The sequence below is a fragment of the Alteribacter keqinensis genome (assembly GCF_003710255.1).
Classification (GTDB): Bacteria; Bacillota; Bacilli; order Bacillales; family Salisediminibacteriaceae; genus Alteribacter; species Alteribacter keqinensis.
The window spans coordinates 1,130,460-1,150,138 of record NZ_RHIB01000001.1 but is presented as its reverse complement, the minus strand read 5'-3'; the positions used below and the strand labels follow the sequence as shown (position 1 = coordinate 1,150,138).

Below are 19,679 nucleotides of genomic sequence, written 5' to 3'. Positions count from 1 at the left end.
TCCTCCTCTGATTGCTAATACAGAATAGTATTTGTTGGAATTCTTACAAACTATACAAAAACAGGCTGTGATAATGCTTCAGGCCGGCTTTTTTCCTGAACGAGAACGCCGCACTCAGCTTTTGAAAAATGGTTATCAGAGCCGGAGATCAATAGAGATGTAAAAAATCGCGAGCGGCAATCTTACCACAGAACAAAATTTTGTGAAAACAATACCTGACTTGCCCATTCACGGATTCGTGTTAAAATGATACGAGTTGAGAAGAGGGTTCGCAATTCCCACCCCTCTTTGGACAAAAAAACTAGGGAGCGTGTGTAATATGGAATTTAAAATACCAAAAAAGGTGGAAAAATTTGGAGAAGATATCCACCGAAATGAATTGAAGTATCATCATAGGCGTGTCGGAATTACTAAAGAATTCACCTTTGATGCTGCCCATCACCTTCATTGTTATGAAGGAAAGTGTAAAAACCTCCACGGTCATACTTATAAACTGGTAATTACCGTAAGCGGATATGTAAATGAAGTCGGCATCAGTGTGGATTTCGGTGATGTAAAACGCATTTACGAATATACAATCAAGGATAAACTGGATCACAGATATTTAAATGAGGTTCTTCCGAATATGAATACCACTGCTGAAAATATGATCGTCTGGATTTGGGAACAGCTTGATCAGTCTCTTGAAAAAGAAGGGTTGAAAGCCGAAGGACAGAGACTTGAAGAGTTGATTCTTTATGAAACGCCGACAAGCTGTGCGTCCCTAAAGCGGGAATGGATGGAAGATCATGAGTAAGTTTAAACTGCCCTCAAAAAAAGAGTTTATGGAATGGCGCCTTCCAATGGTGGAGATTTTTGAAACTGTGGAAGGTGAAGGATCAGCGGCAGGATTTCCAACGGTATTTGTCAGGGTTTTTCATTGCAACCTACGCTGTCACTGGTGCGATACACCATACAGTTACGCTCCGGCAAAACCTGAATTCGAAGCGACGATCGGTGAAATTATTGAACGAATAAAGGAATTTGAAAGCCGTTATATCTGTTTTACCGGCGGGGAGCCGCTCATTCACGGAAAAAAATCAGCAGCCCTGTTGACCGCGATGGCAGAGCTTGATCATATAACAGACATCCACATTGAAACGAATGGGGGAATCGATCTTGCTCCTTTTGAAGAAATCAGAAAGTCTGATCCGCTTGTAAATGAAAAAGCACGTTACGTGATGGACTATAAATTGACGGCATCCGGTGAAAAGGAACGTATGATCGAGTCAAACTTTGACCTTTTAAAAAAACAGGATGAAATCAAATTTGTCATTGCAAATGATACGGATTTTACTGAGGCGAAAGATGTCATCGAAATGCATCATAAAGACGGTCAGGTATTATTTAGTCCAGTCTGGGAGTCCATGCCCCCAAAACGTCTCGTAGAAAAAGTCCTCTATCACAAATTATCCAATGTTAAAGTAAGTTTGCAGCTCCATAAAATCATATGGCATCCTGATCAGCGGGGCGTATAGACGAAATGAGGCTGTCTGTTCAGACTGGAAATAGCTCCGCCCGCTGCTGGCCAAACACGAGGAACCATTCATAGAGGGCTTTCAAAAGAACAGCAGATCATTGCTTCAGAGAGTGACTTTTAAGGTATAATGCCACCTTATAAGTCACTCTCTTTTTTCTGTTATTTCCGTAGCCATTCCATATATTGTTACGTCTAATAATTAGAGGGATCCGGCCATGAAAGTGGAGTCGCTTTTTTAAAAAGGCTGTGTTAAGATCTTTGTCGGTTTTTTTATATGACAACATCATTTACCAGAGTTCTTTTGAAGGTTATTGATGAAAGAACAAAATGAGGGGAAGAGCAGGTGAAATGGACGATTGTAAGTATTCTGGATGCGGTTGTTATTGCAGGAGGGGTATACATAGGTTTTCGGTAAGGCAATCAGACTTGAACTCATACCACTGGCTTATCTCTTTAACCAAGAATTAGGTATTTACCTTCTTGAATTTGGAGATATATTGAAATCTAAAAATGAGCCTGTAATCCTAAAGCCCTTTTTTTGTTCATTCCGTTTATCTTTTTTTTAAAAAAAGGTAGTTCCTAAAATGGATAGAGATAAAAATAACTAGGAGGTTTGTCAGATGGCGATTTATAACGTGAGGTTCCACTTTGGTAATGATCATTACGAAACAATGAAAATTGATGGAGAATCAAAAGAGGATATTGTTTCTCGAATAACTACCACACAGGAGAAATGGCTGATTTAGAAGCTGTCAATTTAAACTTAGTTACGAGCATTGAGTTTATAGACGAAGATGATTCAGAATCACCAGAAAATGATAAAGGTGGACAAGAGGCTGCTGCCTCAATTGAGGATGATTCGGCAGAAGAAACCGAAGAACAGGAAGACGCTGAGGAACCTGAAGAAGAACCAGAGCAAGAGGAAGAAGAGTCAGAAGAATCAGCGGATGGAGAACCGGTAGAGGAAGAAACTGAAGAGTCAGAACAAGATTCAAAGGATGAAAAGAAAAAAGACAAGAAAAAGAAAAAAGACGATAAAGATCATAACAAGGGAAAGAAAGTAGAGTCTAGCTCTAAAAAGAAAAAATCAACTTTCAAGCAAAAGCTAAAACCTAAGAAGAAAGCGAAGGACAAGGAAAAAAACTCTAAAAAATCTTAGGCTTTGAAGCAGAATTACAAAACCAGTGAAAAGCCAAATAATAAAAAATTAAACCCTTGGAGATCAACTGTCTCTAAGGGCTTTATGATTCCTTATACATTCTCAACGAGGCAGGCTTTTTTATATTTGAACTTTTAAAACATAAAAGTAGTTGACGATGAAGTTGATATTCATAGGCTAAGGGTACACAAACCTTTTTAGAAAAGGAATGGCACAGTTTCTATTAAATTTCCTGGAAAGTAAGTTCAAGGTTGAAACGATAAAAGTATCAACAGGCTCTAAAAATGCACCCCAGCTGTTAGTTTTTATAAAAAGAATTGATTTCAAAATATTAGAGAAGTCATTGTGAATGAACAATTATCCATAACTCTTATTGAAAAGAAATTATAATCTTTTATTGAAGTAACGTGTGCGAGAGTTGAAGATTCAGGAAGCTGCAAATGCAACTTTTATTATGAATGATTAATGGGAAATAATGTTAAGATGAAAAGGGGTATTCCTTCAATAAGGATATGCAATTTTTAATTGAACTAACGAGCAGGATTATTGAAGAAGATGTGTTCCATAAAAAGGGTTGAGAAGGAGAGGGGAAAGAATGTTTCCAACATTAGAGACAGAAAGATTGGTACTCAGAGAAATATCACGGGATGACGCAGAAGGGATATTTGCTTGTTTTTCAAATGAAAATGTAACACAGTATTATGGGCAAGATACTTTAGAAAATATGGAACAAGCAAAAGCATTTGTTGATTTCTTTGCTAATAGTTTCAAAGAGAAAAGAGGAATACGTTGGGGCATTGAAATAAAAGGAACTAAAGGAATAATAGGGACTATTGGTTTTAATGCTTGGTCCCCTAAACATAAACGAGCAGAGATTGGTTATGAGATACATCCTAATCAATGGAGACAGGGATATACCTTCGAAGCGGTATCTAAAGTAATTGAATACGGATTTAGTGAATTCGGCCTGACTAGGATAGGTGCAGTTGTCTTTACAGATAATGAAGCTTCTAATAAGCTGTTAACTAAAGTCGGATTTCTAAAAGAAGGTGTTCTAAGGGATTATATGTATCAAAACGAAGATGCATATGATACATATGTGTATTCATTACTTAAATATAATAGATGACTATCTTCAGCTAACGGGTAGCAATAGTTGAAGATCCGGGAAGCTGTAATTGCGGCTTTTTTTATTGTTTGCTAATTGCTTAAACTGAATTGCGTACTCTGAGGCTCATGCCTCAGAGTATTCTTGTATAGAATCATCCGTTTTTTGGAAACTAACGGTATCAATGCATGAAGGAGCTGACACTGTGAAGCAAAAGATTATTAGAAGGATTTTATTAAGTTTCGCTGCCCTGTTTGTTCTCCAGACGGCAGGGTTTATAAAGACCCAGGCTGAAAACCCGGGAGATTCATCATCTGTGTGGTGGTGGACGAAGGAAAAGGAAGAGCTTCCTCCCCTTAAAGGAGGACCTGAAGAAGAAGTCAGGGAACTGAACCCTGTATCCAATGTGGTACTTCAGCAGGAATATCCCGATTTCGTATTTGTAAAAGGACCTGACACAGCCAACCGGGTGGCCCTGACATTTGATGACGGTCCAGACCCTGATTTCTCCCCGCTTGTTCTGGATGTGTTAAAGGAATACAATGTTCCTGCTACGTTCTTTTTGATGGGAGTAAGATCAGGTGTCTATCCGGACCTTGTGAGAAGAATGGCTGAAGAAGGGCACGAGATAGGAAACCACACATACTGGCATCCTGATCTGGTGGAAGAGGGGGATGTGGATATCCTTGTGGACGAAGTTAACCGGACAGAGGATGTGCTGGAAGATATTTTAGGGTTCCGTACTTCACTTTTCCGTGCTCCTTACGGCTTTTTATACCGTGAACTTGTTGAAGAGCTGGTTGACCTGAATTATTCGGTCATCGCGTGGGACGTGGATTCACTCGACTGGCAGATGATCACAGAAGAAGAAATTGCAGAAAACGTACTCAGCCAGGTTGAACCAGGTTCAATCATTCTTATGCACGACGGAGGAGGTCCTGGAGCAGACAGGACAGAAACAGTGGATTCCTTAAGAATCATTATTCCTGAGCTGCTTGCCCAAGGCTACGAATTTGTGACGGTCTCGGAACTGCTGAACATTCCCGCAGTGAGAGAATAATGATTCTTACTGTAAGGTATTTACCGTTCAATTGCACAGGTTTTGGACTATCGGACCTCAATTTATTCCAAATGCAGTGTAGAAGTGCACCGATAACTCTATAGACCAGTATCCTGATACAAAGATAAAACAGAAGTGACAATAGATGAATGTATACAAGACCGTACAGAATATTTCCATCAGGAGGGTTTGGGGAGATGGGGAGCATTGGTGGCGCAAGTATCTACATGCCGGGAGTACCACAGCAGTGGGGTCGCATGGGAGGAATGACGCCTTGGGTCCAGCCGTTCGGACAGCAGTAGGGATTTCCAATTACTCCAATTTATAACTGGCCCCAGCGGCAACAGCCTTGTGCAGGACCGGGTGGACTTGGCCCTGCACAGCGGATAAATCAGCACAGCCTGTACCGGCAATACATAAATAACTGCCGGCGATATTCTTCCAATGACCGGCAGTATCAACCAGTGTATGAATCATTATCTTGGAGGGTAAAGAGAGGAGTTCCCGTCTTGTAATAGGACGGGACATTTTTATTAAGTTTGAAACAAAATTTATGTAACAGCGAGGCAGCAGATAACAGAATCTGATATCTGCGCGCAAGGAACTCCCACCCATTTTGCCTATGCAACCAATCTCTTTCTTTACCACGCAAACGTACATTCGCTATAATGGGTGTTAGGAGGGGGACGACCCATGTTTGGAAAAAAAGATTTACATACGATACTAAAAGAATTAAGACAAGATGAAAATGTCACTCACTGGCATGAAATAGATGAAAAAGCGGCCCGGACCGTGCCGTATCCTGACTCAATAGACAGACGTTTAAAAGATGGCCTCGGGAGAAAGGGAATCAAGGAACTTTATACTCATCAGGCTAGTGCATTCGAAGCTGTAAACAAAAAAGAAAACGTGGTTGCAGTAACCCCGACAGCATCAGGAAAGACGTTATGCTACAACCTCCCTGTGTTGCAAAAACAGCTTGATAACCCCGACAGCCGGGCGCTGTACTTATTTCCGACCAAGGCCCTCGCTCAGGATCAGAAGAGTGAAATCAATGAACTGATTGATGATATAGATGTAAATGTGAACAGCTATACGTATGACGGTGATACGCCGGCCAACATCCGGCAGGTGGTCAGAAAAGCCGGCCATATCGTGATCACCAATCCCGACATGCTTCACGCAGCAATTCTCCCACATCACACGAAATGGATTTCTCTTTTTGAAAACCTGGAGACCATTGTCATTGATGAACTTCATACGTACAGAGGGGTGTTTGGTTCCCACGTGGCCAACGTTATCCGCCGTTTGAAGAGAATCTGTGCCTACTACGGAAGCAATCCGACGTTTATCTGTACGTCAGCCACGATTGCAAACCCGGAGGAGTTATGTGAGGAACTGATCGGTGAAAAAGTGACACTGATTGATAATAACGGGGCACCAAGAGGAAAGAAGCATTTTGTTTTTTATAACCCTCCCATTGTAAACAAACAGCTGAATATCCGGGCAGGGGCAACAAAAATGGTCAATGAGCTCGGAGCGCGGTTTCTGAAGGAAAACATTCAGACGATCGTTTTTGCCAGAAGCCGCGTGAGGGTGGAGATCATATTAAGCCACCTCCAGGAACTTGTAAAGTACGACATCGATAAAAACAAAATTCGCGGGTACCGAGGCGGATACCTGCCAAACCAGCGCCGTGAGATTGAGAGAAGCCTGAGAAAAGGGGATACCATTGGTGTCGTGAGCACCAATGCTCTGGAGCTCGGGGTGGATATCGGCCAGCTTCAGGTGTGTATCATGACCGGGTATCCGGGATCAGTGGCATCGAGCTGGCAGCAGGCGGGGCGGGCAGGACGACGGCAGGATGAATCTGTCGTGATCATGGTTGCTTCATCTACACCGATAGACCAGTACATTTTTTCAAATCCTGATTTCTTTTTCAGGGGGTCACCAGAGACTGCGAGAATTAATAAGGACAACCTGATTATCTTAATCGATCACCTGAAATGTGCAGCATACGAGCTGCCTTTTGAAAGAGGCAGTACATTTGACGGCCTCGATGTAGAAGAAATGCTGGATTTCCTTGTGGATGAACGTGTCCTCCATACCCAGCGGAATAAATTCTACTGGATGAATGACGCTTTCCCTGCACATAACATCAGCTTACGCTCCGCAGCCCAGGAAAATGTCGTCATTATCGACCAGAGTGATGTGGCCAATCACAGGGTTATCGGGGAGATGGATACGTTCAGTGCGCTCACTCTTTTGCATGATGAGGCCATTTATCTTCACGAGGGAACACAATATCAGGTCGAATACCTGGACTGGGATGAGAAAAAAGCTTTTGTAAGGGAAGTGGATGTAGAATATTACACCGATGCCAACCTGGCTGTGAATTTAAAGGTGCTTGAGGTGGATGAAGAGAAAAAGTCCGAATTCGGTCATGTGGAATTCGGTGACGTGATGGTAACGGCGATGGCAACGATTTTTAAGAAAATCAAGCTTGAGACTTTTGAAAATATCGGATCAGGACCGATCCATCTGCCGGAGCAGGAGCTTCATACCCAGGCTGTCGCCTTGTCGTTTCCTGAGTCTCTCGTTAAGGAGTGGGGCGAGAAGACATTGGAGGAAGCTCTGGGGGGGCTTGCTCATGTGTGGCAGCATGTTTCATGCGTGAAAGTCATGTGTGACAGGAATGACCTTCATGCCGTACCTCAGGTGAAGGCAATTCATTCTGAGAAGCCTACGGTCTTTTTGTACGACCGGTATCCTGGAGGAATAGGACTCTCAGAGCAGGTGTATAAACAATTGAACGAAACATTGAAAGAAGCGGCTTCATTTGTAAAGGCGTGCCCGTGTGAAGAAGGATGTCCATCGTGCATCGGTTCAGCGGGAGCCCATCTTGGCGATGCAGGCTCAGCAGATGCGAAAACACTCGTGTTAAAACTGCTTGGTCACAAATAAACGTAATGACAAAAAATGAGACTGCCTAATCATTAGCAAATGGGTGTGGTCAGGCAGTTTTATACCAGATCGGCATAAACGCATCAGGAGAGAAGGGTGACTCATAAGGTGGCTTAAATCCTTATGAATCGCCCTCTTTTCAATTCGATCTTTTTGAATGAGGTCACTTATTCTTCGACACCTGTTTCTTTAATTGTTATGTTTACATCCACGTCGATGGCTGCATTGGGGAACTGTTCCTCCCAGCGGTCATCTGAGAAGTCCGGATTGTACCGGCGGACCTGGTCCCCGATCCCCATTGGGTCCACATTTAATTCCTGCATTCTATTAAGCATTTTTTTAATTCTTTGTTCCAGTTGTTTTTTTGCTTTTTTGTGGATTTCATCCACTTTTTTCTGGTCAAGCTTGCTCCCGGAATATTCACTTATTTTTCCGGATAATGAGACAGTGGCATGAATCTTCGGATTGTTTGTCGTTGCATCTGTTATTTCATATGAAGTACTTGAATCAATATTTCGAAGCATGGCATATTCGTTTTCGTCCGGACCCAGAATCACTTCGTAGGAACCGTCTCCGAAATCTTCTATTAAGACCTTCAGCAGGAAACAATCTTTCAAGTTTAACTGCCCGACGTACCGGTCGCCTTTTAACAGTGCAAGCCCCGCGACTTTAATGGCATTTCCCTCGCTTCGCAGTATAGGCAGAAACGGGTCTCTTCCTTGTCCGTAAAAATTTGTCAGGAAAATGTGGAAGTTCATTCTCGGAAGGTTTTGCTGATTGATATTCTGCTCGATCAGATCAGATACATATAAAGCCACATCTACTTCCATTGGATAAGTTGTTTCCAGAAGTTTTTTCGTAGACATCTCTTCTACGACCGCCAGCTGAATCCTCATGCCGATTCTGGGATCCCTTACATATGTATCAATGATTCTCATCAATCCCAGCTCTGAAAGCTGTCTGTCAAATAATACCGAACTTACTTTTCCGGTTTGAAGAGGCTTGGAAGACTGGGCATCCAAATAGAGCCGGATGTCCTTCGTCGTGCGGGAGACAGCACTGATTGTTTCGCTTCTTATGTCTTCGGAACCTCCGTAAACAGGTATACTGATCGTTCCTTCAATATGGTGATCATCAATGTAGTCGTAGCCGATTGCATGAATGATCTGCACTTCATCCAGGATATATGGTTCAACGCAGCCGGTAAGGAGTAGAAGGAACGTGCAGAAAAAAGCCGTCCTACAGGTTTGCGCTCTGGCCGCTTTTTGACCGGTCATTTTTTCTGAACCTCCTTATCATACTCGTGACGATAAACAACACCGGGATGTAGCAGAAGATAATATAAAACCCGGCTTCAGATACATACGAATTCAACCTGTCAATGGATTCCCGTGTCTGAAAGGAGATGGAGAAAAGAAACAGGGCTCCTGCAGCGAAAAAGAGAGTATATTTTTGTTTTGTGTGGAGCAGTTTTTTCATGCCTCTGCTTACGGTCCATAAACTGATCATGACGTTAGGGGTTATTACCAAAAGCCAGATGGCAATGCCGATATACTCAAAGCGCTCGATAAAAGGAAGTTCAAGAACTTTCCATGAACTGAGCGTAGGATAGACAACCCGCTCCAAGTGCTGCCGGCTGTAAAAAAGAAACGTGACTATCGTAACGAGAAAGTAAATGAAAATGGTAAGTACATTGCCAAGGTGGGCCCACTTCTGGCTTTTTTTCGGATCTTGAATAAAGGGAAAATAAAAAGCAAGAGCTTCAAATCCAATATAGCTGAGCGTCATCGTCTTCATAGCAGCCAGCTGGTCTCCAAGGTGAAACTCTATAGGCAGAAGACGATGAAAATTTGCAAATTCAAGTGGCGAAATGGCAGTGAGAATAAGGGCAAAGGGCAGGACTACACCTAAAAAAGCTATCCCTGCAACCACCCTGAAACCGTGATAGATTCCGTACACAATAATGAGAATGATGATCAAGGTGACCGGCCACGTCATAAGGGTCGGAAACATCCATATTTGAACAACTTCAACATACGTTCTGAGCACGGTAATGCCCATAAACAAGAAATAAACAAGAAAGGCGTAACTAAGGAGTCCTCCGATCCACCTCCCGAAGTAATGCCTGTGAATGTCTACCACGTCCCTTACACCATCATCTCTGAGCATCATCTTATAAATCATCCAGATAGGGATGTGAAGAAGGGCTCCCACCATGATGACAGCAATCCATGCATTATATTCTGCGTCCATAGCAATATAACGCTGAAAACCGAAAACACCGACTCCAATCTGCATGGAGTGGACAAGGAAAAAGACGAGAAAGGGAGTGATATGGGTTAAACTCTGCTGTTTTTGGCCTGCCATACTTTATACCTCCCTTACGTCTGAACTGCTACTGGATGTGCTCGTCAATATCAGATGATTTTCTGCTTTCCTGTCTCGAAAAACGCTTACTCCTTTTCACTTGCATCACTTCAGGTCTGTCATATTGATACTTAAACGGAAGTCTGAAAAAAGAATCTCTCAGGTCTTTAAAGCGAAATGGGTAAATCGGTTCGAAATAAGGCCTCCCCAGCGATTTAAGTGTAATAAGGTGCACGAGAAAAAACGTTGCCAAAAGAGAAATACCAAGAAGGCCCCACAGCTGGGCCATAAGCAGAAATGGAAAGCGGATCAGACGAATCGTATTACCAATCCGGTAAATTGGCGTTGTAAAGGATGCGAGTGCAGCAAGGGCCACGATAATAAGGAGTACATTACTTGTAAGTCCGGCCTCAACAGCTGCGGTCCCGATTACAATCCCGCCTACGATACCGATCGTCTGGCCGACTTTCGTAGGAAGCCTTGCCCCTGCCTCTCGTAACAGCTCAATCGTTAACTCAAGAAATATGGCTTCGATGATCGGCGGAAACGGGATAATACTCCGGGACAAAATTAATGTAGCAAGGAGATCCTGGGGTATCAGTTCAGTATGATAAGTGATCACCGCCACATAGAGCGGTGTGGAGAAGACGGAAAACATAACAGCAAACAGCCGGATCATCCGAAAAACCGAGGCAAGGTGCCATGGTATAAAATAATCTTCAAATGCCGAGAAGAACTCTATGATTGTTGTTGGTGCTGTAATGGCTGAAGGAGAGCCAGCTACCATAACAGCTACTTTCCCTTCTGTAAGCTGGGCTGCCACTCTGTCCGGACGCTCCGTATCAATCAGCTGAGGGAATGGAGAGTTGCTGTTGTCTTCAATAAACTGGTTAATATATGAACTGTCACTGATTTCATCGTAATCAATGTCTTCAATGCGCTGAATCATCGTTTGTACGTTGTCATCGTTAGCAATATCAGACAGGTAAAGAACGGCTACTTCGGTATGGGAAATGGATCCGACTTTTATTTTTTTTATACAAAGTGTTGAAACCGGAAGTCGTTTGCGGATTAAATTTAGGTTGATATTTAAGTCCTCTACTAACCCTTCTTTCGGACCGATAACGCTGTATTCTACTTCAGGGATATTCACTTCACGGTTTTCGGACCTGTTTACCGAAACAAGAAGGCCGTAAGGTTCATTCGGATCAAACTGGATGAGCACGTGACCCCGGTGAAGCCCTTCCTCCAGATCCCGCCCGGTTGCAGCTACGTTCAGTTCTTTAACGGGGATTTTGCCTTTCAGGTCCTCAAATGAAAAGACAGGATGCTTCTGGAGTGGTTTAATGATTAGTTCATTTAACGGAGCAGTATCAACAAGGGAATTGTAAAAATGAAGATAATACAGATGATCTTTGTTACTGTGAACGGTGTCACTCACAAAATCATCCGACTTCCTGCATTCACTGAGGACTTCGTTAAATGTCTTCTGGTCAGACTTCTGTTTTGCTGTCATAAAAAAGTCCCTCTCTCCGGTCCCTGTGTCTCCTCTTAGTATGAAAAGTGAGAGTGGTTTTCTATTCATGTGATTTGATTTACAATAAGATCAGAAGCAAGTGGGGAGCGTGAACATGGTGAGAGGAAAATTGCAGCGGCTTAAGGGATACATAAATACAGAAACTGACTCTGTACAAAGAATTCCTAAGGATGGACCTGATCCTGAACAGGAAAAGACATCATCGTTTCCATTTTCATATGAAAAGAAATGGTATGATTTTGGATTTGAACTTCATTTTTACGAAGGAGAATACTCCCTTATCAGGAGAAAAACATACCCTGTCTCTTCCTTTCACGGGAGCAGTGCGTTTTCTGACCTGTTTCATGTTCATAAGCAGTGGCAGGAGGAAGAGGAAGATCATCCTCTGTCTCTGAAAGGGGTCGATTTAGAAGATCTGTTGTTTTTTGATACAGAAACAACAGGCCTTTCAAGCGGGGCAGGGACAACGATCTTTTTGATGGGGTATTCCCGGATCAAAGGAGATCAGGTAGAGATCGTTCAGCATTTTATGCCAGGCCCTGCGAGCGAAGCGGCATTTTTTCATGGTTTTCTAACGGATTTCAGTGATACTAATCAGCTTGTGAGTTATAACGGAAAAGCATTCGACTGGCCTCATTTAAAATCCCGGCACGCATTTGTCAGAAACGAAGTCCCAAAACTGCCATTGTTCGGTCATTACGATTTGCTCCATGCTGCGAGAAGGCTCTGGAAAGCCGAACTTCCTTCGTGCAGGCTTTCCATCGTTGAAGAAGAAAAGCTGAACGTGAAGCGGGTAAATGAAACACCGGGGAGTCTTGCTCCGATTCTTTATTTCGAATACTTGAATCACGAGGATCCTGAAGAACTGCTTGGAATTTTTAAACACCATGAATGGGATGTTCTCAGCCTGATTGTTCTGTTTTCCCGGATATCCCAGCGACTCCTCCATATGCCTCATGTGCAAACGACCGGAAGAGAGCATCTTGAAATGGGGAAATGGTTTGAACAGGCGAAGAATTCACAACAGGCAGAGGCACACTATGTAAAAGCTCTTGAGTACGACGGAGGGATCCGCCAGGAAGCGTATGTCAAGCTCGGTCATATTTATAAAAAACAAAAAAATCCTGAAAAAGCGAGGGAGTTTTTTGAAAAAAGCCTGACTGGCACCGGGGAATCAAAAGCAGCCAGGGAAGCGTATGAAGAACTTGCAAAACTGATTGAACACCAGGACAAAGATTATGAAAAAGCACTGGTATACACGAACCTGGCTATTGAATCAGAGAAAAAGATCTCGCGCCTTCTGCGTTCACATAAACCTAAAACAGAAGGTCTTCTTAAACGAAAAACACGTCTTGAAATTAAAATTGAGAAATGGGGTGACTCGCAGTGACTGAGGAAGAGACGTATATTGATGTAATGAGAAAAGCATTTCCCTTTCAATTGTTAACTGATGAGCAATTCGAAACGGTAGTGCGTGACTCCACTCGTCAGTCGTTTCAGGAGAACGAATTTATTTTCCATGAAGACGAGGAAGAAGTAGAAGTTTACTTTTTATTAAAAGGACTCGCTAAAAATGTGCTTCACAGGGAAGACGGAAAGCAGTTTTCCGTTCGATTCTACTACCCGGGGGATTTGATCGGGCTGATGATTCTTCTATCGGGAGGGGAAATGAATTTTTCTGTACAGGCCCTTGAAAGCTGCGAATCCGTAAAACTGAAAAAAAGTGCCCTGTTAAAGGTTATGACTGAAAACAACGCATTCTCGGACACGATCCTGAGTGGCATCGGGCAGCGGATGAAGTCTCTTTACGATGAAATGAAAAAAGGAAATACGTCCACAAGTACCGAGAATATTGCTCTTTATAAAACACGGGTACACACCATTATGGATAAGCCGAGATTTATTTATAAGGATCAGTCTATTCTGCAGGCAGCAAAGACTCTAGGAGACTGGGGAGGCCAGGGGCTTACAGTTGTTGATCATGACCACCATCTGAAAGGAACCATTACACAGACTGAACTGCTTAAGGGTCTGAGTCACGGGGTGCCGGAGGACCAGGTGGAAAAATGGATGATTACCAGCCCCGTATCCACTCAGGCGGACGCTTTCAGCTATGAGGTGCTTACATACTTCAAAGATGACAGGATTAACCTTGTTCCTGTTCTCAACGGAGAGAAAGTAGTGGGAATCCTGACGGCAGAGTCATTTTTAAGACTTCATGAATCAGAATATTTAAATCTGTACTATAACGTCAATCATGCCAAAAGCCTGAGTGAACTTTCAGCGCTTTCTCCCAAATCAAATGAATCTTTCCTCTCATTTACTGAGGAACTGCTCAGTGAACAAACCTACGGTACGGAAATGAGTGAATTTATCTCCAAGTACAACGATCAAGTTCATATTCAGGTTATCCGGGCTGCCTTAAAGGAAATGAAGCTGGAAGGATACGGTTCCCCGCCTGTTAATTACTGCTTTATTGTGATGGGAAGTCAGGGGAGAGGAGAGCAGGCATTCAGTACGGATCAGGATAATGGTTTTATTCTGGACAATTATGAACATCTGGACAACCGCAAACAGGTGGATGAGTACTTCCGCTGCTTTGCAGAAAAAATCAATGCCGGCCTTGTCGAGTGCGGGTTTCCCGAGTGCACAGGCGGAATCATGGCAAAGGAATCGAAGTGGCGCCGGTCCATAGATCATTGGGAAAGAGAAGTCTTCCGGTGGCTTCGGGAAACGGACGGCCAGGAAGTGCGGGACTTTACTATTTTTATTGACTATCGTCCTTTATTTGGAGACTTTACACTTGCGGAGAACCTGCGTGAACGGATTACGAATCCGATTCAGAAGGCTAGAATTCTTCATGCAATGCTGATGAAAGATACGATCCGTTTCAGAGTCCCGATTCAGGCGTTCGGCAGAATCAGTACGAAAGGGAAGAACCGTACTATCGATCTAAAGAAGGCTGCCATTATGCAGATTGTAAACGGCATTCGAATTTTTTCAATCCGGTATGGAGTTGAGGAAGTAAGCACGCTGAAACGTCTTCATGTGTTAAGCAAGGAAGAGGTTTTTCATCCGCGGGATGCAAAGAACGCAAAGCTTGCCCTTGATTACCTTTATCAGCTCAGAATACAGGAAAATTTGAAGCAGTTAAGGCAGGACACTCCCCTGACAAACGAACTGTCCCCTCATATTCTGACCAAGGACCAGAGAAGGCAGCTCAAGGAAGCACTGCTCGTTGCTAAGCGAATGCAGCAGATGAGTGAGTTAAGCTTTGCCAGAAACAGAGGATTATAATATGCAGGTATCTGTCCTTCATTATTTACGCTACATTATGTTGGATATCCATCTGTTTCACTCCATGAAACGGGGCTGGATTTTTAAGAACCGTCCTTTGTATAATGCCTTGATTCATGAGTTGAACGATATTGAGCCCGAAGGAAATATCGACGATGTTGCCCTTGACGATCTTACCTATACCGTATTTGACCTGGAGACGACAGGCTTTTTTCCCCGAATGGGTGATGAAGTGATTTCGATTGGGGCGATGAAGGTAAACGTTAATCATATCCGGTTTCCGGAACACTTTTACGAGGTGGTACGTCCATTTAAGCCTGTTTCAGAAGATGTAATGAAACTTACGGGACTTACAAATAAAGAGATTAAAGGAGGGGAATCGTTCCTGATTGCTTTCTTCCGGTTTGTTCAGTTCATGTCAAACACTGTTCTGGTCGCTTACCCTGCCAGTTTTGATATAGTATTTCTTAAGGAACTTTCAAAAAGGTGGGGAATCAAAACGTTTGCCCCATATTATATTGATGCTTATGAAATAGCCAACTTTCTCTATCCTGATGAAAAGAACAATCTCGACCGCGTAATCAAACGAGTCGGGGTGGAAGAAAGGGAGCGGCATCACGCTTTAAATGATGCTCATATGACAGCTGATTTATTTCTACACTTTGTAGAAGAACTGAAAAAGCGCGGAATAACAACTTACGGTGAACTCAACAACAAAATAGGAAAAGACCGCAGAAACCCGGTTCTGCGGTCTTGATCTTACTTTTCCGGTCGTGGTCCCGGGTCCATTCCTGTAGATGAAACTGTCATTTTAGGGGTAACTTTTACGTCTGAAGTGACTCTGATCTGACAAGACAGCCGGCACCCTTCTTCAAGTGATTTTGCAAGTTCTTTTTCACCCGGAGGCTCAAAGTCGCCTTGGTGTACTTCTACCCTACAGGTTGTGCACTTTGCCTTCCCTCCGCATCGGTGAAGGATATCGATTCCATTATCTTCGAGTGCTAAAACGAGCTTAGTGCCTTCCGTAGTTTCGAAAGGTTCAAATCCCGGTACTTCTACTTTTGGCATAAACCAATCCCCCTTGTTTTACCGTGTTGTTTTATTATCATTTCCCTGAAGATATGGGAAATAAACCTACTAGATTATTTCCCGGGCGAGCGCATAAAATCCTTTTTTTCGATAATAATTGGGTCGAATTATAAGAAAGTGTGTAAAATTTGACGAAAACGGACGAATAAAACAATTTTCTGCAAATTAACTGTTGAAAATCACGGAGAAAATTTTTACAATAATAATTGTGTAAGTTTTAAATGTGGGGAGTTAATAACGTAATGCGTACAATGATTTTACTTATGTTTTTCGCTGTAATTGGAATGACGGTCTGGTTTATGTCTGAAGCTAAAGACGGAGCAGTACAGTTTCCGTTTTTTACACTCTGAGGCTTGGAATTGTCCAAGCCTTTTTGTTTTGGTTTTTACAGGCTCCGGAATGCCCGAAGACTCCTGCGGTAGTTGGGGGCATGGTGAGATCCCGCAGGGCGAAAGCCTGAGGAGGCTCAGCGCCACCGCTGCGGAAAGCGAAGGGTATGAATACTGCAGGTGCGAGTTTCATTAAAGAAAGAATTATGAAACTTTATTCACTTATTAAACAATGAATTATAGACAGCTTACAGACCACAAGTAAGTCTTATAAAGAACTTTTTTCTACGGTAAATCTTTACTTTGTCTTACATAAAAGTACCAAAAATAGGTTTTATAACTAGTACATGTACACCCCGTTTGACATAGGTTGATAGTGTACCGAATCTAAAAGGAGGAATACAACTTATGTTTAAGCAACAACGACCACGTCGTCATTGTCAGGTTATGCCAGCGCAAGTTCACCCGACTAAACAGCAAATGACGCATCAGTGTTGTGAGTACATTGTACCTGAGGTGCATCCGACTCATACGACAAACGTCGCTCATCACTTATATAAGCACGTTCACACGTATCCGCAGACGTTTTCTCAGGTGGACCAGGTTTCTCACCAGCATTTCCAAGGTGGCCCCGGGCAGCAGGTAGCAGGAGCTCAAATGGGACCAAATATGGGATTCCCTGGCCAGGTGGCAGGAGCTCAGGCTCAGCCAAACATGGGATTCCCGGGTCAGGTGGCAGGAGCCCAGGCTCAGCCGAACATGGGATTCCCTGGCCAGGTGGCAGGAGCCCAGGCAAAGCCAAACATGGGATTCCCTGGCCAGGTGGCAGGAGCTCAGGCCCAGCCAAACATGGGGTTCCCTGGCCAGGTGGCAGGAGCTCAGTTTAACGGGTATGGCAAAGGCGGAAAATGCGGCAGATAGGCTGCTGCTGTAGGAGCGGACCATATTGAATGGTTTCGCTTCTTTTTTTTACAATTTCACGTTTTTCCTTTGTCCAAGCTATGGTAGACTAGAGGGTGAAAGGAACGTGTACATATATGTATGAAGCCCTTGCCGTAACAGGATATAAACCCAATGAGCTTGGGATCTTTGACGAAAAGCATCCTCATCTTCCTTTTCTTAAAGACGCCATAAAAGAAAAACTCCGCGCTCTTAAAGAAGAGATAGATTTTAAATGGCTTATTACAAGCGGACAGCCTGGAGTTGAACAATGGGCTGCAGAAGCACTGCTGGCTCTTAAAAATGATTACCCTGATCTGCAGCTGGCAACACTGGCCCCGTTTTATGAGCAGGAGGAACGCTGGAAAGAAGTATGGAAAGCAACCTACGAAATGATCTGGTCAAATAGTGATTTTACTGACTATATTACAAAGCGGCCATACGAAAACCCGGCCCAGCTCAGAATGAAAAATCAGTTTATAATAGAAAAGAGCCACGCCTTTCTTGTACTGTATGACGAGTTTACTCCAGGGTCTCCTGATTATTACCTGACCTATGCAAAAAAGAAGCATGAAGCTTCGGATTACCCTGTCTTCTACCTCACTCCGGAGGATATTGAAGAGTCCATCAGAGCCCGGCAGGAAGATTGGAATTGACAAGAAGACAACTTTTTGTAAAAATAAGTACATTATTTGTACAGTAAATATGAGGTGAACGCAATGCAAAAGAAGGTTGCCCGTTTAACACCAAAGGAAATTCTGGAAAAAGATTTTAAAACAAGTATCCGCGGATACAGTCAGGATGAAGTTGATCAGTTTCTGGATCAGATCATAAAAGATTACGATGCATTTGAAAAACGTATTCAGGTCCTGGAAAAAGAAGCTGAAAAGATGCAAAAAGAAGCGTCGTCAGTCAGTGAGCAGACGAAACGTCATAAGCCGCTTACAGCTCCCCAGCCGCAGCCACAGCAGCACACCAATGGCGGTAATACCAACTATGATATTTTACGACGCCTTTCCAACCTGGAGAAGCATGTTTTTGGCAGTAAGCTGAATGAAGAATAAAGCGGACTGAAGGAGAGTGTGTTTTGGTTGAAGTATATATCGATGGAGCCAGTGCCGGAAATCCCGGTCCTTCCGGGGCAGGCATTTTTATTAAAGGTGAAGGCTATGTTATAAAAGAATCCATCCCCCTTGGAACCATGACCAATCATCATGCCGAGTTCTCCGCACTGGTTGAAGCCTTAAAGATTTGTGCCGGTCACGGATTCTCCATTATTTCTTTACGTACAGATTCACAGATTGTAGCTGACGCCGTGGAGAAAAGATACGTAAAGAGAGAAGAGTTCCAGAAGTATCTGAATGAGTCACTTACACTTATGGATGACCATTTTGATTATTGTTTTATAAAGTGGATACCGGGAAAGCAGAATAAGGAAGCCGACTTCCTGTCGAAACGAGCGGTCCAGATGAACAAGTAAGGGAATTATAACCAGGTCTTGCTTGCGGCTGTGAAACTGTGCTATACTTATTTTTGTCGCTAATTTAATTGTAACAAAACGATGTGTTTAATACGCTCGGGTAATCGCTGTGCGCTTTAGCGTGCAGAGGAAAGTCCATGCTCGCACAGTCTGCGATGACTGTAGTGATCGTGCTTGACGAATTCATAAGTCAAGGCAGCCTTCTGGCTGACGGCAGGGAAACCACCTAAGTCCTTTTTGGATATGGTGCAGTACCCTTGAAAGTGCCACAGTGACGAAGTCTGATTCAGAAATGATCAGAGTGGAACGCGGTAAACCCCACGAGCGAGAAACCCAAAATATGGTAGGGGCATCCCTTCGAAGGAATTGAACGGAGAAGGGGGCAGATGAGTTTTTCTCGTCTGGAGACAGATGGTTACCACCGGAGTACGAGGGCTCACGCCCGCTGGCAGTACAAAGGAACAGAACATGGCTTACAGAGCGCATTGGGCGCATCGTTTTGAACTGATAACTCCTCGATCCTTGTGTTCGTGGAGTTTTTTACATACAATTTTAAGGAAGTTGTTATAAATAAGCTGTAATGGATAAATTGATTTTTAACATAATAAATGGAGCAAAAAGCGACGAGTATTTACATCCGTGGTGGTGCCGGCAAGCATGGAGAATTAAGCTTGCATCTTCCTCTGCCAGCAACGCTTTGCAGCTATCTGCATCGAAAAAACTCGAAGCTAATTCTTGATGCAAACGCTCGTCTCTCCCACAGGTGACTCAGGCACTTCAGCTTCATTACCTTTTTCAGCAAAAGCAATAATTTTCACGAAAACAAATATC

18 protein-coding genes and 1 other RNA gene are annotated in these 19,679 nt (G+C 43.2%); 15 read left to right on the top strand and 4 right to left on the bottom strand.

Going from position 1 to position 19,679, the window contains the following annotated elements; genetic code table 11:
- Positions 1 to 319: 319 nt before the first annotated feature.
- The 7 genes from queD (at position 320) to EBO34_RS05615 (ending at position 7,810) form a co-directional block, all read left to right on the top strand.
- The gene (queD, locus tag EBO34_RS05640; RefSeq protein WP_122896939.1) at positions 320 to 796 is read left to right on the top strand and encodes a 6-carboxytetrahydropterin synthase QueD; all 477 of its coding nucleotides are present in this window, start codon (positions 320 to 322) and stop codon (positions 794 to 796) included.
- Positions 789 to 1,517, top strand: coding sequence for a 7-carboxy-7-deazaguanine synthase QueE (locus tag EBO34_RS05635; RefSeq protein WP_122896938.1), 729 nt, complete (start codon positions 789 to 791; stop codon positions 1,515 to 1,517). The genes queD and EBO34_RS05635 overlap by 8 nt, the downstream gene beginning before the upstream one ends.
- A gap of 622 nt (positions 1,518 to 2,139) precedes the next feature.
- Positions 2,140 to 2,265 carry a hypothetical protein gene (locus tag EBO34_RS21055; protein WP_283234581.1) on the top strand — a complete coding sequence of 42 codons (126 nt, stop codon included), beginning with the start codon at positions 2,140 to 2,142 and terminating at the stop codon, positions 2,263 to 2,265.
- On the top strand, positions 2,253 to 2,678 hold the full coding sequence (locus tag EBO34_RS05630) for a hypothetical protein (protein ID WP_122896937.1): 426 nt from the start codon (positions 2,253 to 2,255) through the stop codon (positions 2,676 to 2,678). The genes EBO34_RS21055 and EBO34_RS05630 overlap by 13 nt, the downstream gene beginning before the upstream one ends.
- Before the next feature lie 595 nt (positions 2,679 to 3,273).
- Positions 3,274 to 3,807, top strand: a complete 534-nt coding sequence (locus tag EBO34_RS05625) for a GNAT family N-acetyltransferase (RefSeq protein WP_122896936.1) — start codon at positions 3,274 to 3,276, stop codon at positions 3,805 to 3,807.
- A 184-nt stretch (positions 3,808 to 3,991) separates the two neighbouring features.
- Complete coding sequence (locus EBO34_RS05620) at positions 3,992 to 4,846, top strand: polysaccharide deacetylase family protein (protein ID WP_249414018.1); 855 nt, start codon at positions 3,992 to 3,994, stop codon at positions 4,844 to 4,846.
- 693 nt (positions 4,847 to 5,539) lie between these two features.
- A complete protein-coding gene (locus EBO34_RS05615; RefSeq protein ID WP_122896934.1) occupies positions 5,540 to 7,810 on the top strand; it encodes a DEAD/DEAH box helicase in 2,271 nt (756 codons plus the stop codon).
- Between the two features lie 167 nt (positions 7,811 to 7,977).
- Here EBO34_RS05615 and EBO34_RS05610 read toward each other — a convergent pair whose 3' ends face one another.
- From EBO34_RS05610 to EBO34_RS05600, 3 genes are read right to left on the bottom strand one after another with little or no spacing between them, the layout of a single operon-like run.
- Positions 7,978 to 9,087, bottom strand: a complete 1,110-nt coding sequence (locus EBO34_RS05610) for a Ger(x)C family spore germination protein (RefSeq protein WP_122896933.1) — start codon at positions 9,085 to 9,087, stop codon at positions 7,978 to 7,980.
- A complete protein-coding gene (locus EBO34_RS05605) occupies positions 9,050 to 10,177 on the bottom strand; it encodes a GerAB/ArcD/ProY family transporter (protein WP_122896932.1) in 1,128 nt (375 codons plus the stop codon). The genes EBO34_RS05610 and EBO34_RS05605 overlap by 38 nt, the downstream gene beginning before the upstream one ends.
- A gap of 28 nt (positions 10,178 to 10,205) precedes the next feature.
- Complete coding sequence (locus tag EBO34_RS05600; protein WP_122896931.1) at positions 10,206 to 11,693, bottom strand: spore germination protein; 1,488 nt, start codon at positions 11,691 to 11,693, stop codon at positions 10,206 to 10,208.
- 115 nt (positions 11,694 to 11,808) lie between these two features.
- Between EBO34_RS05600 and EBO34_RS05595 the strand changes: the two genes are divergently transcribed.
- The 3 genes from EBO34_RS05595 to EBO34_RS05585 are packed head-to-tail and all read left to right on the top strand — an operon-like array spanning position 11,809 to position 15,768.
- On the top strand, positions 11,809 to 13,104 hold the full coding sequence (locus tag EBO34_RS05595) for a ribonuclease H-like domain-containing protein (RefSeq protein WP_122896930.1): 1,296 nt from the start codon (positions 11,809 to 11,811) through the stop codon (positions 13,102 to 13,104).
- Complete coding sequence (locus tag EBO34_RS05590; protein ID WP_122896929.1) at positions 13,101 to 15,011, top strand: DUF294 nucleotidyltransferase-like domain-containing protein; 1,911 nt, start codon at positions 13,101 to 13,103, stop codon at positions 15,009 to 15,011. The genes EBO34_RS05595 and EBO34_RS05590 overlap by 4 nt, the downstream gene beginning before the upstream one ends.
- Positions 14,989 to 15,768 (top strand): 3'-5' exonuclease, encoded by a 780-nt coding sequence (locus EBO34_RS05585; RefSeq protein WP_142996770.1) that lies wholly within the window; start codon positions 14,989 to 14,991, stop codon positions 15,766 to 15,768. Before EBO34_RS05590 ends, EBO34_RS05585 begins: the two co-directional genes overlap by 23 nt.
- 2 nt (positions 15,769 to 15,770) lie before the next feature.
- Here EBO34_RS05585 and EBO34_RS05580 read toward each other — a convergent pair whose 3' ends face one another.
- Complete coding sequence (locus EBO34_RS05580; RefSeq protein ID WP_122896927.1) at positions 15,771 to 16,079, bottom strand: 2Fe-2S iron-sulfur cluster-binding protein; 309 nt, start codon at positions 16,077 to 16,079, stop codon at positions 15,771 to 15,773.
- 758 nt (positions 16,080 to 16,837) lie between these two features.
- On the opposite strand from EBO34_RS05580, the gene EBO34_RS05575 reads away from it, so the two are divergent.
- The 5 genes from EBO34_RS05575 to rnpB all read left to right on the top strand — a co-directional run bounded on the left by EBO34_RS05575 (position 16,838) and on the right by rnpB (position 19,329).
- Entirely contained in the window at positions 16,838 to 17,350 is a 513-nt protein-coding gene (locus EBO34_RS05575; protein WP_122896926.1) for a spore coat protein, read from the top strand.
- Between the two features lie 95 nt (positions 17,351 to 17,445).
- Positions 17,446 to 18,024: an SLOG family protein gene (locus EBO34_RS05570; protein ID WP_249414017.1), complete on the top strand. Its 579-nt coding sequence runs from the start codon at positions 17,446 to 17,448 to the stop codon at positions 18,022 to 18,024.
- Between the two features lie 63 nt (positions 18,025 to 18,087).
- Positions 18,088 to 18,432 (top strand): cell division regulator GpsB, encoded by a 345-nt coding sequence (gene gpsB, locus EBO34_RS05565; RefSeq protein ID WP_122896924.1) that lies wholly within the window; start codon positions 18,088 to 18,090, stop codon positions 18,430 to 18,432.
- Positions 18,433 to 18,455: 23 nt separating this feature from the next.
- Complete coding sequence (locus EBO34_RS05560; RefSeq protein WP_122896923.1) at positions 18,456 to 18,848, top strand: reverse transcriptase-like protein; 393 nt, start codon at positions 18,456 to 18,458, stop codon at positions 18,846 to 18,848.
- A gap of 92 nt (positions 18,849 to 18,940) precedes the next feature.
- An RNA gene (rnpB, locus tag EBO34_RS05555) (RNase P RNA component class B) lies at positions 18,941 to 19,329 on the top strand.
- Positions 19,330 to 19,679 lie beyond the last annotated feature (350 nt).